Origin of the sequence: Streptomyces sp. NPDC056835 (assembly GCF_042789485.1) — a bacterium.
In the GTDB taxonomy this organism is placed as follows: domain Bacteria; phylum Actinomycetota; class Actinomycetes; order Streptomycetales; family Streptomycetaceae; genus Streptomyces.
The window spans coordinates 91,148-104,896 of the sequence record NZ_JBHUBB010000031.1 but is presented as its reverse complement, the minus strand read 5'-3'; the positions used below and the strand labels follow the sequence as shown (position 1 = coordinate 104,896).

At 70.2% G+C, this 13,749-nt stretch carries 12 protein-coding genes; 2 read left to right on the top strand and 10 right to left on the bottom strand.

The window, feature by feature from the left end:
• Positions 1–508 precede the first annotated feature (508 nt).
• Positions 509–1,516 (bottom strand): stage II sporulation protein M, encoded by a 1,008-nt coding sequence (locus ACFRMN_RS30005; RefSeq protein WP_383025189.1) that lies wholly within the window; start codon positions 1,514–1,516, stop codon positions 509–511.
• 167 nt (positions 1,517–1,683) lie between these two features.
• Between ACFRMN_RS30005 and ACFRMN_RS30000 the strand changes: the two genes are divergently transcribed.
• Positions 1,684–2,610, top strand: coding sequence for an RDD family protein (locus tag ACFRMN_RS30000; protein ID WP_383025187.1), 927 nt, complete (start codon positions 1,684–1,686; stop codon positions 2,608–2,610).
• 19 nt (positions 2,611–2,629) lie between these two features.
• Here ACFRMN_RS30000 and ACFRMN_RS29995 read toward each other — a convergent pair whose 3' ends face one another.
• The 9 genes from ACFRMN_RS29995 to ACFRMN_RS29955 form a co-directional block, all read right to left on the bottom strand.
• Positions 2,630–3,244, bottom strand: a complete 615-nt coding sequence (locus ACFRMN_RS29995; protein ID WP_383025212.1) for a hypothetical protein — start codon at positions 3,242–3,244, stop codon at positions 2,630–2,632.
• A gap of 197 nt (positions 3,245–3,441) precedes the next feature.
• Positions 3,442–4,899, bottom strand: coding sequence for an adenosylhomocysteinase (gene ahcY / locus ACFRMN_RS29990; RefSeq protein ID WP_383025184.1), 1,458 nt, complete (start codon positions 4,897–4,899; stop codon positions 3,442–3,444).
• Positions 4,900–5,155: 256 nt separating this feature from the next.
• Positions 5,156–6,133 carry a cation diffusion facilitator family transporter gene (locus ACFRMN_RS29985; protein ID WP_383025181.1) on the bottom strand — a complete coding sequence of 326 codons (978 nt, stop codon included), beginning with the start codon at positions 6,131–6,133 and terminating at the stop codon, positions 5,156–5,158.
• An 88-nt stretch (positions 6,134–6,221) separates the two neighbouring features.
• Positions 6,222–7,391: a mannose-6-phosphate isomerase, class I gene (gene manA / locus ACFRMN_RS29980; protein ID WP_383025178.1), complete on the bottom strand. Its 1,170-nt coding sequence runs from the start codon at positions 7,389–7,391 to the stop codon at positions 6,222–6,224.
• Positions 7,392–7,480: 89 nt separating this feature from the next.
• Entirely contained in the window at positions 7,481–8,743 is a 1,263-nt protein-coding gene (locus ACFRMN_RS29975; protein WP_383025175.1) for an SIS domain-containing protein, read from the bottom strand.
• Between the two features lie 90 nt (positions 8,744–8,833).
• Positions 8,834–9,016, bottom strand: coding sequence for a Trm112 family protein (locus ACFRMN_RS29970; RefSeq protein ID WP_351415551.1), 183 nt, complete (start codon positions 9,014–9,016; stop codon positions 8,834–8,836).
• A gap of 225 nt (positions 9,017–9,241) precedes the next feature.
• Positions 9,242–10,606 (bottom strand): phosphomannomutase/phosphoglucomutase, encoded by a 1,365-nt coding sequence (locus tag ACFRMN_RS29965; protein WP_383025172.1) that lies wholly within the window; start codon positions 10,604–10,606, stop codon positions 9,242–9,244.
• A 159-nt stretch (positions 10,607–10,765) separates the two neighbouring features.
• On the bottom strand, positions 10,766–12,382 hold the full coding sequence (locus tag ACFRMN_RS29960) for an L-lactate permease (RefSeq protein ID WP_383025169.1): 1,617 nt from the start codon (positions 12,380–12,382) through the stop codon (positions 10,766–10,768).
• A 201-nt stretch (positions 12,383–12,583) separates the two neighbouring features.
• Positions 12,584–13,009, bottom strand: coding sequence for a DUF3499 domain-containing protein (locus ACFRMN_RS29955; protein WP_365752092.1), 426 nt, complete (start codon positions 13,007–13,009; stop codon positions 12,584–12,586).
• A gap of 274 nt (positions 13,010–13,283) precedes the next feature.
• On the opposite strand from ACFRMN_RS29955, the gene ACFRMN_RS29950 reads away from it, so the two are divergent.
• Positions 13,284–13,712: a metallopeptidase family protein gene (locus ACFRMN_RS29950; protein ID WP_382883854.1), complete on the top strand. Its 429-nt coding sequence runs from the start codon at positions 13,284–13,286 to the stop codon at positions 13,710–13,712.
• Positions 13,713–13,749 lie beyond the last annotated feature (37 nt).

The window sequence follows — 13,749 nt, the reverse complement described above, 5'->3', positions numbered from 1 at the left end:
GTTGACTTTTGGCACGCTGTTGAGTTCTCAAGGAACGGACGCTTCCTTTGTACTCACCCTCTCGGGCTTTCCTCCGGGCTTTTCCCTTCGGTCTTACGTTTCCGACTCTATCAGACTCTTTCGTGTCCGATTCCCCGTCGGAGCGGGGCCGCCTTCCGGGTTTTGGCTTTCGCGTTTCCCTTTCCGGCGATTCCGACTCTATCAGATTCATTCGGCGTGTTCTGCCTCATGAATTCCGATGGCCTGCGGATTGGCCTTTGCCTTTCGGCTGACCCGACTTTAGCAGAAGCATTCGGGCCGATTGATCGGCCTTGGTGATCTGGATGTCGAATCGAAGGGGCCGCGCGAGAATTCGATTCCCGACGCGAGCCGCATAGAAATGATCAACTGCTCTCGAAGCTTGTCCTACTTCGAGGCAACCGTTCAAATCTACCTCCCTACGTCAACCGTGTCAACGGTCGTTGTGGGGCGAAGAGGAGACTAACAGGTGTCGACCGGGATACGCACATCAGGCCGCGACCGGGAGTTCGGCGCTGCGGTCCGCGGCGTCCACGTCTCCAGTCTCGCCCGCCCGTACGGCCCGTCCGCCAAGGACGTAGACGTAAGCGAGGAAGGCCACCTCAGCGGCTACACCGACGGCGATCCGCGCCCATGTCGGCAGGCCGGACGGGGTTACGAAGCCCTCTATCAGGCCGGACACGAAGAGGACGAGTGCCAGGCCGAGGGCCATGCCGAGTGCGGCGCGGCCCTGCCGGGCCATGGCGGTGCGACGGCTGTACGGGCCCGGGTCGATCAGTGTCCAGCCGAGCCTGAGACCCGTACCCGCGGCGACGAAGACCGCGGTCAGTTCGAGCAGGCCGTGCGGGAGGATCAGCCCGAGGAAGATGTCGAGGCGGCCGGCCGAGGACATGAGACCGATGCCCACGCCCAGGTTGAGCACGTTGACGAAGAGGATCCAGACGACCGGGAGACAGAGAAAGGCGCCCAGGACGAGGCACATGGCGGCGGCCTGGGCGTTGTTCGTCCAGACCTGGGCCGCGAAGGACGCCGCCGGATGGCTTGAGTAGTACGTCTCGTACTCACCGCCGGGCCGGGTCATCCCGCGCAGTTCGTCCGGAGCGGCGATCGCGGACTGAACCTCGGGGTGGGCTCCGATCCACCAGCCGATGACGGCGGCCAGGAGGGTGGAGAGGATCGCCGTCGGGATCCACCAGCGCCGGGAGCGGTAGACAGCCGCGGGGAAGCCGGCCGTCAGGAAGCGCGCGGCGTCGCGCCAGGTGGCCCGGCGGGCTCCGGTGACCGTGGCACGGGCTCGGGCCACGAGCTGGGTGAGACGCGTGGTGAGCGCCGGGTCCGGGGCGGTGGACTGGATCAGCGAGAGATGGGTGGCCGTGCGCTGGTAGAGGGCGACGAGTTCATCGGCCTCGGCTCCGGTGAGGCGGCGCCCGCGGTGCAGGAGATGATCCAGGCGGTCCCACTCGGCGCGGTGGGCTGTCACGAAGACATCGAGGTCCATGGTCGGCTGCTGCTCCAGGCACTGGGTGCGTACGGTCCGTACTACTGCGCGGCCAGCGCATCGATGCCACTGCTACTGCTGCTGCTACTGCCGCGACGCGCTGCGGGCCAGCTTGGCAGACTGAGGACTTCAGGGGCAGAGAAGGTCCGGCGATGGGTGGGGCACCGGTGAATGAGCTTGTGACGGGCGACGCGGTGGTACTCGGGCTGCGCCCGGCTCGGCTGCCGAGCCGGGCGCTGGCGCTGGCGATCGACCTGGTGGTCGCCTGGACGGCTTATCTGCTGGTGTCGGTCGGCATCGCTCTGGCGACGGGCTCCCTGGACGAGGCGGCGGCCATGGCCCTGTCCATCGCGGCGTTCCTGCTGGTGCTGGTGGGCGGTCCGATCGCCGTGGAGACCCTCAGCCATGGACGTTCGCTGGGGAAGCTGGCCTGTGGACTGCGCGTGGTACGGGACGACGGCGGGCCGGTCCGGTTCCGGCACGCGCTCGTGCGCGGGGCGATCGGGGTCGTGGAGATCCTGCTGTCGTTCGGGGTCATCGCCTGTATCGCGTCGCTCGTCTCGGCGCAGGGTCGGCGGGTCGGGGACGTCTTCGCGGGGACCCTCGTCGTACGGGAGCGGGTGCCGGTGACGCACCCGGCCATGGTTCCGCCGCCCCCGCCGTGGCTCGCGGGACGGTTCGCGGAGCTGGACCTGTCCGCCGTGCCGGACGATCTGTGGCTCGCGATACGTCAGTACCTGACGCGAATGGGGCAGCTCGACGCCGGGGTGAGCTGGTCGATGGCCGAGCGGCTCGCGGGTGATCTGGCGGCGCGTACCGGGGCACCCGTGTCGCAGGGGATTCCCGCCGGCGCTTATCTGGCCGCCGTCGTGCATGAGCGGCAATCGCGGGACGCCCGACGGGCCTTCGGAGCCTCCCCAGGCCCGGCACAGGTTCCCGCCCAGGCGCAGGCCACTGCGCCGGCCCCTTTCCAGGCCCCGTCCCCGGCCCCGTCCCCGGCACCGGTTCCGTCCTCCGTATCCGCACCGTCCGACGTATCCGCATCCTCCGAAGCCGGGGCGCCGCCGGCCACCGGGTTCGCCCCGCCGGCGTAGGCATCGGGCAGCGCCCGCGTCAGGGCAGGACGGACGGCGGGGATTCCAGGTCTTCGAGCTCGATGCCGGGGGCCGACAGCACCACGTCGCCGGCCAGGTGAATCGTGTGCTGCTCGCCCGTGTCCAGGGCGCTGACCTGGTACTCGTCCACTGTCAGGGGTCCGTTGTCAGTGGCGTGCGCTTCACTGTTCACCAGGGCCCAGGACTGATCGAGAGTACGGGGAGCGAGGACGGGATCCGTGAAGGCGACAAGGCGTACGCGGGTCGCGTGGGAACCGGGGGTGAGACGCAGAAGTCGCGCGGTCGCGACAAGGAACGCGGGGGAGGTGCCGGTGAAGGCATGGGCGCGGACATTGCCTTCGGTGGCATGGGTGCCGGTGGGGTCGGTACGGACCCAGGTGACGCCGTCGAGTGCGGCGCCACGGATCTGCCAGCTCGCGGCGTGGAGTTGAAGGCGGATGGGGCGGCCGAGCTCGTCGAGGGCCAGATCGACGGAGCCGGAGTGGTCGCCGGAGGGGGTGGTGATCTGAGAGACATAGCGCCAGCCGGAGGGGCCGGGTGCGCAGTGGAAGTGTTCGTCACCGAGAGGAGTGTGATCGTGCGGATCATGGAGCGAATAACGGCCGCGGGGCATGGGGTCTTTCCGGTCCTTCGGGTCCTTCGGGTCCTCGGCGTCTGACACTCTTCCTCGCCGCGCACGGGACAGGCCCCCGACACGGGGGTGCGGGGGCCTGTCCGTTGCCACGGGTACCACGGGGGTACTGCCTACCACGGAGGTACCTAAGGCGGTACCTACGTGCATACAGAGGCGGGCTGCCTCCAGAGGTGGTGTCAGTAGCGGTAGTGGTCGGGCTTGTACGGGCCCTCGACCTCGACGCCGATGTAGGCGGCCTGCTCCGGGCGGAGCGTCGTCAGCTTCACACCGAGCGCGTCGAGGTGGAGCCGGGCGACCTTCTCGTCCAGGTGCTTCGGGAGCACGTAGACATCGGTCGGGTACTCCTCCGGCTTGGTGAACAGCTCGATCTGGGCCAGCGTCTGGTCCGCGAACGAGTTGGACATCACGAAGGACGGGTGGCCGGTCGCGTTGCCCAGGTTCAGCAGGCGGCCCTCGGACAGGACGATGAGCGTCTTGCCGTCCGGGAAGGTCCAGGTGTGGACCTGCGGCTTGACCTCGTCCTTGACGATGCCGTCGATCTTGGCGAGGCCGGCCATGTCGATCTCGTTGTCGAAGTGACCGATGTTCCCGACGATCGCCTGGTGCTTCATCTTGGCCATGTCCGAGGCCATGATGATGTCCTTGTTGCCCGTGGTGGTCACGAAGATGTCGGCGATACCGACGACATCGTCGAGCGTGGCGACCTGGTAGCCGTCCATCGCCGCCTGGAGGGCGCAGATCGGGTCGATCTCCGTGATGATCACGCGGGCGCCCTGGCCGCGCAGCGACTCCGCGCAGCCCTTGCCGACGTCGCCGTAGCCGAAGACGACCGCGACCTTGCCGCCGATGAGGACGTCGGTGGCGCGGTTGATGCCGTCGATCAGGGAGTGGCGGCAGCCGTACTTGTTGTCGAACTTGGACTTGGTGACCGCGTCGTTGACGTTGATCGCCGGGAAGAGGAGGGAGCCGTCGCGGTGCATCTCGTACAGCCGGTGCACGCCGGTGGTGGTCTCTTCCGTGACACCGCGGATCTCGGACGCCAGACGGGTCCACTTCTGCGGGTTCTCGGTGAGGGTGCGGTTCAGCAGACGGAGGATGTAGCTGTACTCCTCGCTGTCCGCGGTGGCCGGGTCGGGGGCCGCGCCGGCCTTCTCGAACTCAACGCCCTTGTGCACCAGGAGGGTGGCGTCACCACCGTCGTCGAGGATCATGTTCGGGCCGCCGGTGGGCGTGTTCGGCCACGTCAGAGCCTGCTCCGTGCACCACCAGTACTCCTCCAGCGTCTCGCCCTTCCAGGCGAAGACCGGGACACCCTGGGGGTTGTCGGCGGTGCCCTCGGGACCGACCGCGATGGCGGCCGCGGCGTGGTCCTGGGTGGAGAAGATGTTGCAGGACGCCCAGCGGACCTCGGCACCGAGGGCCGTCAGGGTCTCGATGAGGACCGCGGTCTGGACGGTCATGTGCAGGGAGCCGGTGACACGGGCGCCGGCCAGCGGCTGGGCAGCCGCGTACTCCTTGCGGATCGACATCAGACCGGGCATCTCGTGCTCGGCGAGGGTGATCTCCTTGCGGCCGAACTCGGCGAGCGAGAGATCGGCGACCTTGAAGTCCTGTCGGTTGGCGACAGTCGTCATAACGAGCTGCTCCTCGTAAATCGGGTCGAGGGTGGGTACGTACGGCTGGCTCTGCGGCGGCGGGCATACGAATGCCCGAGCCCCCGCGGCACAGTCCGTCGGAGGCCCTCTCTCCCTCGGCCGGCCCGCAACCGCGGACCGCCCGACCGCCATCAGCAGCGACGTCTGGCTCTGCAGACGAATCTACACCGACCGGCCCACGGGCCCACAGCCGAACGGAAAAGGGATCATGAAGGGATCAGGAAGGGACCGGGGCTCAGTGGGCGTCGCCGGAGGCCGGACCGGGCTGGTCCTTGCCGGGGTTGGTGCCCGCCGCGGCGGGCGACTCGCTGTAGATGTCCGGCTCCAGATAGATCACCCGGGCGATCGGGACCGCCTGGCGGATCCGGGCCTCGGCGGCGTTGATGGCCTGGGCGACCTCGCCGGCCGTGTCGTTGTGCTCGACCGCGATCTTGGCGGCGACCAGCAGTTCCTCGGGGCCGAGGTGGAGCGTACGCATGTGGATGATGCCGGTCACCACATCGCCGTCGACGAGCGCGTTCTTGATCTTCTCCACGTCCTCGGTGCCCGCGGCCTCGCCGAGGAGGAGGGACTTCGTCTCGGCCGCCAGTACCAGCGCGATCAGGATGAGGAGGATGCCGATGCAGAGGGTGCCGATGCCGTCCCAGACGCCGTTGCCCGTACCCAGGGCGAGCCCCACGCCGGCCAGGGCGAGAACGAGACCGACGAGCGCGCCGAGGTCCTCCAGGAGCACGACGGGGAGTTCGGGGGCCTTGGAGCGGCGGACGAACTCCGTCCAGGAGAGCGAGCCGCGCGTGACGTTCGACTCCTTGATGGCCGTACGGAACGAGAACGACTCCGCGATGATCGCGAAGATGAGCACACCGACCGGCCAGTACCAGGCCTCGATCTCGTGGGGGTGCTTGATCTTCTCGTAGCCCTCGTAGATGGCGAACATGCCGCCGACGGAGAACAGCACGATGGAGACGAGGAAGGCATAGATATAGCGCTCACGGCCATAGCCGAAGGGGTGCTGCGGAGTCGCCTCGCGCTTCGCCTTCTTGCCGCCGAGAAGCAGCAGCCCCTGGTTGCCCGCGTCCGCGACGGAGTGCACGCTCTCCGCGAGCATCGAGGACGAACCACTGAAGAGGAACGCCACGAACTTGGCTACTGCGATCGCGAAGTTGGCGCTGAGCGCCGCCACGATCGCCTTGGTTCCGCCTGACGCGCTCATTGGGTGCGAGGTGTCCCTTCATCGGTGGCGCGGCCCTGGCGCCGCGGTACGGCGGGACATTGTTGCAGCCGCCGGAACGGCCGGTGCATCAGACCACCACTGTGGCCCGGAACACCGTGCCCGTACCGGACAGTTCGGCCTTCTCGCCCGCCGCGACGAAGACCGAGCCGCCTGGGGCCAGCTCGATGTCGTTCGCCTGCGGTGCGCCCGCCGTGCAGAGCAGGATCTGAGGCGTCGCGGTGGTGAGGTCGCGCGGCTCTCCACCGGGAGCGAGGGTGTAGCGGGAGAGCCTGAACTCGTCGATGGGCGTCTCGTACAGCTCCTCGCCCGAGGGCGACGCCTCCGGACGCAGGACACCGGGGTCGGTCGCCTCGAAGCGGACGACACGGAGGAGTTCGGGCACGTCCACGTGCTTGGGGGTGAGCCCGCAGCGCAGGACGTTGTCCGAGTTGGCCATGATCTCGACGCCGAGACCGTTGAGATAGGCGTGCGGGACGCCCGCGCCGAGGAAGAGCGCCTCGCCCGGCTGGAGTTGTACGTAGTTGAGCAGCATGGCGGCGATGACGCCGGGGTCGCCCGGGTAGTGGTGGGCGATCGACGCGTACGGCGCGTAGTCCCCGCCGAGCCGGTCCGCCGCCGCGGCGACCTCGGTGACGGTGGCGGCCATCTCGTCCGGATCGGCGGTGAGGACGGCGGTCAGCACCTCGCGCAGCGCGGCCTCTTCGGGGTGGGCGCGCAGGAGATCGACGTACGGCTTGAGTGAGTCGACGTCCAGCCGCGCCAGCAGCTCGGCGGTCGCTTCCGGGGCGCGGAAGCCGCACATGCCGTCGAAGGGGGTGAGCGCGCAGATCAGTTCGGGCTTGTGGTTGGCGTCCTTGTAGTTGCGGTGGGGCGCGTCGATCGGGACGCCGCGCCGCTCCTCCGCCTCGTATCCCTCCTTCGCCTGGGCGAGGTTGGGATGGACCTGGAGGGAGAGGGGGGAGCCGGCGGCCAGGAGCTTGAAGAGGAACGGCAGACGGGGGCCGAACTTCCGGACCGCGGCCGCGCCGAGTTCCGCCTCCGGGTCCGCGTCGATGACGGCGGAGAGCGCCTGCTCACCGGAGTCATGTCCCCGGTCGAGACGGGACGGGGCTCCCGGGTGGGCGCCCATCCACATCTCGGCCTGGGGCTCGCCCGTGGGAGCGGTGCCGAGCAGCTCCGGGATGGCGGTCGTCGAGCCCCAGGCATAGGGGCGCACGGTGTTGGAGAGGCGGTCCATGGGGTGAGCTTTCTCGTACGGGGTGACGGAGCGACGACACGCGGTGGCGGCACGGGTGTGGCGAAGGTGAAGGTGTGGTGAAGTCCGGCTTACTCGGGGGCGGCCCCGGCGAGGGCCAGATAGACCGTAGCGAAGTCGGTGACGGCGACCAGCTCGGCCAGGGACTCCAGCTCGCTGCCCTCCTCGGGCTCCAGTTCGCTGATGGCCGTGTCATGGCCGAGCGCGAGTTCGCGGGCGGCGGGGGCCGCGGTCAGTCCGCCGGTCGGCCGGTCCCGGAGCAGGATCACACGGGCGCGCCACGCCTGGGGTTCCTCGACCCGGTCACGGAAGAAGTCATCGGGGTCGGCGGCGCCGCCCGCGAAGTGACCGGCGAGCAGCGCGCTGTGGGCCGGGAGGGCTTCGGGCAGCTCGGCTGCGAGGGCGGGGCGGCCGGTCAGTTCGGCGAGTACGGCGGCGAAGCGGCGCCCCGCGGGGGCGGCGGCCGGGCCCTCCGTCCAGATCAGCGGGAGGCTGTCGGCCAGCTCGGCGGCGAGGGTCTTGGCCGGGTTGCTGTACGTCGCGATGGCCGGTCCGCAGCGTTCGGCGGTGCGGTCCAGCCGGTCGGCGACGAGTTGAAGGGTCTCGGCCGGCGCGGTGAGCAGCCCGACGCGGTCCAGGAGCGCGAGCAGCGGGACGAGCAGGGCCCAGAGCGCGCCGGGGCCTGCCACCGGCGTCTCTTCGGGCTCGTACCACTCATCGGAGCCGTCGCGTCCGTACTGGCCGGCGGGCTCGGCGGACTGTCCGTACGAGCCGTCCTGTCCGTACGAGCCGTTCCGTCCGTACGAGCCGTTCCTTCCGTACTCGCCGTACTGGCCGTTCGGTGCCGTCGCCATCGGGACCATCAGCCCGTGCGTCCCGCCGACGATCTCGCTCAGCGGCGACTGACGCGGGGCGACGGCGACGACCGTACAGCCGCGGCGGTACGCCTGCTCGGCGAGGAGGGCGAGACCGGGCTCGCTGCCCTCGGTGGTGGCGATCAGCAGCAGGTCCACGGGGCCCGCCCAGCCCGGGAGCGCCCAGCGCAGCGCCCCCGCGGCGGCGGCGACGCCGGTGGGACGGAGCCGGGTGACGGGCGCGGCGTTCGCGGCGAGCGCGGTGACCAGATCGGCGACGCCGGTCGCGGCGGCGCCGGAACCGGCGATCAGTACGGCGCGCGGGCGGCCTTCCGGCGCGAGTCCGGCGATACCGGCCTCCGCGGTGTTCCGAAGGGCGGTGCGCACTCTCGCTCCGGCCTCCGCGGCACCGCGCAGCAGACCGTCGCGGTCGGCGTTGGCCAGGGCGTCGGGAGCGTCGAGCAATGACTCGTCGAGCATGGGGTTGGGCCTCCGATCGCCGGGCGCGGGCCTCGCGGGCACGGGGCGCGGGGCGTTGACGCAGGAGCGTTGTGGGCAGTGCTTGCCTGGTCAGGCGGGGCGACGTGCCTCGTCGACGAGGAGGACCGGGATGTCGTCCCGTACCGGATAGGCCAGGCCGCAGTCCTCGCCGGTGCAGATCAGCTCGGGGGTCTCGGCCGCGGTGCGGTCGCTGAGCGGCGCGTGGCAGGCCGGACAGGCGAGGATCTGCAGAAGGCCGGCTTCGAGCGGCATGGGAATGGGGTCCCTTCGTGCGGGTGGATCGGGCCATGTCAGCGTACCGCCGGGCACTGTCGGGCGGGGACCGTAGGCCGCGGGGCCGGGCCGGCGCCGCCGAGACGGTCCCCGGCGGCTCCGGTCCCCCGGCGGCTCCGGTCCCCCGGCGGCTCCGGTTCCCCGGCGCCCGGCCGGGCACGCCCCGACGGCGCGCGGCTGAGCGCGGCCGGGTCCGGGCAGGGCCTACGCGCGGATCAGCGCCAGCGCCTCGTCCCTGACCCGCTCCATCGTCGCCTTGTCGCGCGCCTCGACGTTCAGGCGCAGCAGCGGCTCCGTGTTCGACGCGCGGAGGTTGAACCACCAGTCCGCCGTCGTCACCGTCAGCCCGTCCAGTTCGTCGAACGTGACGCCATCGTGGGAGGCGAAGGCAGCGCGTACCGCGGCCGTGCGGGCCGTCTGGTCGTCGACCGTGGAGTTGATCTCGCCGGAGCCCGCGTAGCGGTCGTACGAGGCGACCAGTTCGGACAGCGGTCCCCGCTGGCCGCCGAGCGCCGCCAGGACATGGAGCGCGGCGAGCATGCCCGTGTCGGCGTTCCAGAAGTCGCGGAAGTAGTAGTGCGCGGAGTGCTCGCCGCCGAAGACCGCTCCCGTGGCGGCCATCTCCTGCTTGATGAAGGAGTGTCCGACGCGGGTGCGCACGGGCGTGCCGCCGTGCTCCCTGACGACCTCGGGGACCGACCAGGAGGTGATCAGGTTGTGGATGATCGTGCCGCCGGGGTACTTGGCCAGCTCGCGCGCCGCGACCAGGGCGGTGATCGCCGACGGGGAGACGCCCCGGCCCCGCTCGTCGACGACGAAGCAGCGGTCGGCGTCGCCGTCGAAGGCGAGTCCCAGGTCGGCGCCCTCGGCCAGGACACGGGCCTGGAGGTCCACGATGTTCTTCGGGTCCAGCGGGTTGGCCTCGTGGTTCGGGAACGTACCGTCCAGCTCGAAGTACATCGGCACCACATCGAGCGGCAGGTCCGCGAAGACCGTCGGGACGGTGTGCCCGCCCATCCCGTTGCCCGCGTCCACGACGACCTTCAGCGGGCGGATCGCCGAGACGTCGACCAGGGACAGCAGATACGCGGCGTAGTCGGTGAGCGTGTCCCGCTGCCTGAGGTGTCCGGGCTTGGTGACCGAGGCCGGGGCGCCGTCGGTCAGCCAGCCCTCGGCCAGCGCGCGGATCTCCGCCAGCCCGGTGTCCTGGCCGACCGGCGCCGCGCCGGCCCGGCACATCTTGATGCCGTTGTACTGGGCCGGGTTGTGCGACGCGGTGAACATCGCGCCCGGCAGATCCATGTCCCCCGACGCGTAGTACAGCTGGTCGGTGGAGCACAGTCCGATGATCGTGGCGTCGGCTCCGCGCGAGACGGCGCCCCGGGCGAAGCTCGACGCCAGACCGGGCGAGGAGGGCCGCATGTCATGGCCGATCACGATCGCCTCGGCGCCGGTGACCTCGACGAAGGCTGCGCCGAAGAGCTCCGCGAGGCGGTCGTCCAGTTGATCCGGGTACACCCCTCGCACGTCGTACGCCTTCACGAGCTGCGACAAATCGGCCACGACCAACGCCTCCAGAGGTTCCTGTCACCGCGGTCCGCACGGTCGCACGGTCTGATGCGATCCGCCGCTATCCGCCACGGTCGGTTCAAACTACCCGCCGGACAGCTGTCTACGATCCGGCGGACAGCCGTAAGTCACTAGACCTCGGCGACGCGTCCAAGGACCTCAGGGAAGCATCCACCCGAGCACCGCGGTGCTCTGCCCCAGCACGATGAGACACATCACCAGCAACAGCCCCAGGCTCCAGGGCAGTACTTTGCGCAGCAGATCCCCTTCCTTGCCCGCCAGTCCGACCGCCGCGCACGCGATCGTCAGGTTCTGCGGCGAGATCATCTTGCCGAGCACTCCCCCGGAACTGTTCGCCGCGGCCAGCAGTTCGGGCGAGAGGCCGGACTGGGCCGCCGCCGTCACCTGGAGCGCGCCGAAGAGGGCGTTGGCCGAGGTGTCCGAGCCCGAGACCGCGACACCGAACCACCCCAGGATCGGCGAGAGGAACGCGAGTCCCGCGCCCGCCGCGGCGACGAAGTGGCCGATGGTGCCCGCCTGTCCGGACAGATTCATGACGTACGCGAGGGCCAGTACGGAGGTCACGGTGAGGATCGCGTATCGCAGTTCGTACACGGTCGCCGCCCACTCCCGCGCCGCGTCACTCGCGCGTACGCCGAGGACGACGGCCGTGAGGAGACCCGCGAGCAGTACGAGCGTGCCGCCGGTCGCGACGAGGGGCAGGGAGAAGACATTGGCGCCGACGCGGTTCCCGTCCGGGTCCGCCGCATCGAGGAACGGCCAGTCGAACACCCGCGTCGCCTTGGCCAGCGCCTCCTTGACCGGCGGGATCTGGGCGACGGAGAAGATCACCACGATCAGTGCGTACGGGGCGTAGGCGCGCAGTACTTCGGGGCGCGGGTCCTCACGGTCCAGGTCCTCGCTCCGTACGCCCGTGAGCACCGCGGCGCGCACCGGCTCCGCCGCGGGCCTGCGGGCCGAGGGTACGGCCACCAGCGCCGCGGCTCCGGCCAGCGCGGCGCCGATGTCGGCGAGTTGGGCGGAGACGTAGTTGGCGGCGGCGAACTGCGCGGCGGCGAAGGCGACTCCGCACGCCAGCGCGGGCAACCAGGTCTCGCGCAGCCCCCGTCGGCCGTCGACGAGCCAGACCAGCACGAGCGGTACGACGAGCGCGAGCAGTGGGGTCTGCCGTCCGACGACCGAGGCGACGGTGTCCAGCGGCAGATCGGTGACCTGCGCGAGCGTCACCACGGGGGTGCCCATCGCGCCGAACGCCACGGGCGCGGTGTTGGCGACGAGCGAGACGACGGCGGCCTTGACCGGCGAGAAGCCGAGCGCCACCAGCATCACCGAACAGATGGCCACCGGCGCCCCGAAGCCGGCGAGCGCTTCGAGCAGCGCGCCGAAGCAGAAGGCGATGACGAGCGCCTGGATACGGGGGTCGTCGGAGAGACGCCCGAAGGACCGCCGCAGGATGTCGAAATGCTGCGTACGGACCGTCATCCGGTACACCCAGAGGGCGTTGACGACGATCCACATGATCGGGAAGAGCCCGAAGAGCGCTCCCTGGGCGCCGGCCGAGAGGGTCTGGCCGAGGGGCATGCCGAAGACGAGCCAGCCCACCAGCACGGCGACGGCGAGACCGATGACCCCCGCGCGGTGGGCTTTCATACGGAGGGCACCGAGCAGGATCAGTACGGTGGCCAGCGGGAGGGCGGCGACAAGGGCGGAGAGGGCGAGCGAGTCGGCGACGGGTTCCAGTTGCTGTACGTACACGACAGTCCTCCGGATTCCGCGATACGGAAAGTGATCTCTCACGGGTGGAGGAATGCTCGTGTCCATGCCAAGGCGAGGTCAATGGTCCGTACAGGATCTGTACCGGAAAGATGCCGATGAAGGGGAAGCGCCGCCAGGGTCTCGGGGCTCGCCGCTGAGAGCTCGCCGCTCAGGGCTCGGGGAGGGCCCGAGGTTCAGGGCTCAGGGCTCAGGAGAGCGCAGCACCCGCAGATGCCCCCGGCGCCCGCCCTCGGTCGAATCCGCCCCCCGCGCGCCGTTGCCACCACCCCCCGCCGCCCGCTCCTGCGGGCGCGCGGCTTCACGTACGGCGTTGGCGAGCGCCTCCAGATCGTCACCGCTCGGGCGCGCCGGGGCCGAGCCGTCCGTCAGCCGGACGACCTCCCAGCCACGCGGAGCGGTCAGCCGCTCGCTGTGTTCCGCACACAGGTCGTAGCAATGGGGCTCGGCGTAGGTGGCGAGCGGGCCGAGGACCGCGGTCGAGTCGGCATAGACGTACGTCAGTGTCGCGACAGCAGGGCGGCCGCACGCGGTGCGCGAACAGCGACGTACAGGGCTCACGATGTTGGACGGTACCGCACTCTTGAGCGGGCCGCGACGACTCTCCACCAGGTCACTCCCCCGTGTCGCGGCGCGATATCCCACCCAACTTGGCCGGAAGTAACTGCCCTGACCTGCACGGAAAGAAGAGTGACCGAGTAGCGACACTCCGTTACTCAGTCACGACTTGGGGCAAAAGCCGTCAATGACGGCGAGAGCGATGATCGCGGGGACGCCTGGAATCGAGCGCAAGCTTGGCCGGAATGCTCAATATGCGACATGCCGTACGAGGGGGGCGGCAGCCGCATATCGGCGGCGCGGACAGGGCTACCCTGCGTCAGTGATGGACAGTCCTGTACCGCCCCGCCCGACCGAACCACGGCCGCGCCGCCGCGACCGTCACGGCCGCGGTATGCGTGGGCCCGTCGCCCCGCCCCAGGTGCCGCTCTCGACCAGCCGCTCCGAGTCCTTCCGCGATCTCGTGCGGGACTCGGTGGACCGGCTGGAGCGGCGCTGGCCCCAGCTGGCAGAGGTGGATTTCCTGGTCATGGAGGTGCCGACCCCGCAGGACGACACCGTGCCGCTCGGCAGCTCGGTCCCGGCCGGCAAGGACCACCCGGCGCGGATTCTGGTCTACCGGCGGCCCGTGGAGATCCGTACCAAGAACCGCGACGACCGCGCGCTGCTGGTGCACGAGGTCGTGGTCGAGCAGGTCGCGGAACTGCTGGGGCTGGCGCCCGAGTCCGTCGATCCCCGGTACGGACAGGAGTGAACGAGGACCCGGACGCCATCGGGCCGTGTCCGGCGGA

What these genes read in the sequence shown, in the direction of transcription:
- ACFRMN_RS30005 (WP_383025189.1), bottom strand. Translation starts at nt 1,516, where the DNA reads ATGGACCTCGATGTCTTCGTGACAGCCCACCGCGCCGAGTGGGACCGC.
- ACFRMN_RS29995 (WP_383025212.1), bottom strand. Translation starts at nt 3,244, where the DNA reads ATGCCCCGCGGCCGTTATTCGCTCCATGATCCGCACGATCACACTCCT.
- ahcY (WP_383025184.1), bottom strand. Translation starts at nt 4,899, where the DNA reads ATGACGACTGTCGCCAACCGACAGGACTTCAAGGTCGCCGATCTCTCG.
- ACFRMN_RS29985 (WP_383025181.1), bottom strand. Translation starts at nt 6,133, where the DNA reads ATGAGCGCGTCAGGCGGAACCAAGGCGATCGTGGCGGCGCTCAGCGCC.
- manA (WP_383025178.1), bottom strand. Translation starts at nt 7,391, where the DNA reads ATGGACCGCCTCTCCAACACCGTGCGCCCCTATGCCTGGGGCTCGACG.
- ACFRMN_RS29975 (WP_383025175.1), bottom strand. Translation starts at nt 8,743, where the DNA reads ATGCTCGACGAGTCATTGCTCGACGCTCCCGACGCCCTGGCCAACGCC.
- ACFRMN_RS29970 (WP_351415551.1), bottom strand. Translation starts at nt 9,016, where the DNA reads ATGCCGCTCGAAGCCGGCCTTCTGCAGATCCTCGCCTGTCCGGCCTGC.
- ACFRMN_RS29950 (WP_382883854.1), top strand. Translation starts at nt 13,284, where the DNA reads ATGGACAGTCCTGTACCGCCCCGCCCGACCGAACCACGGCCGCGCCGC.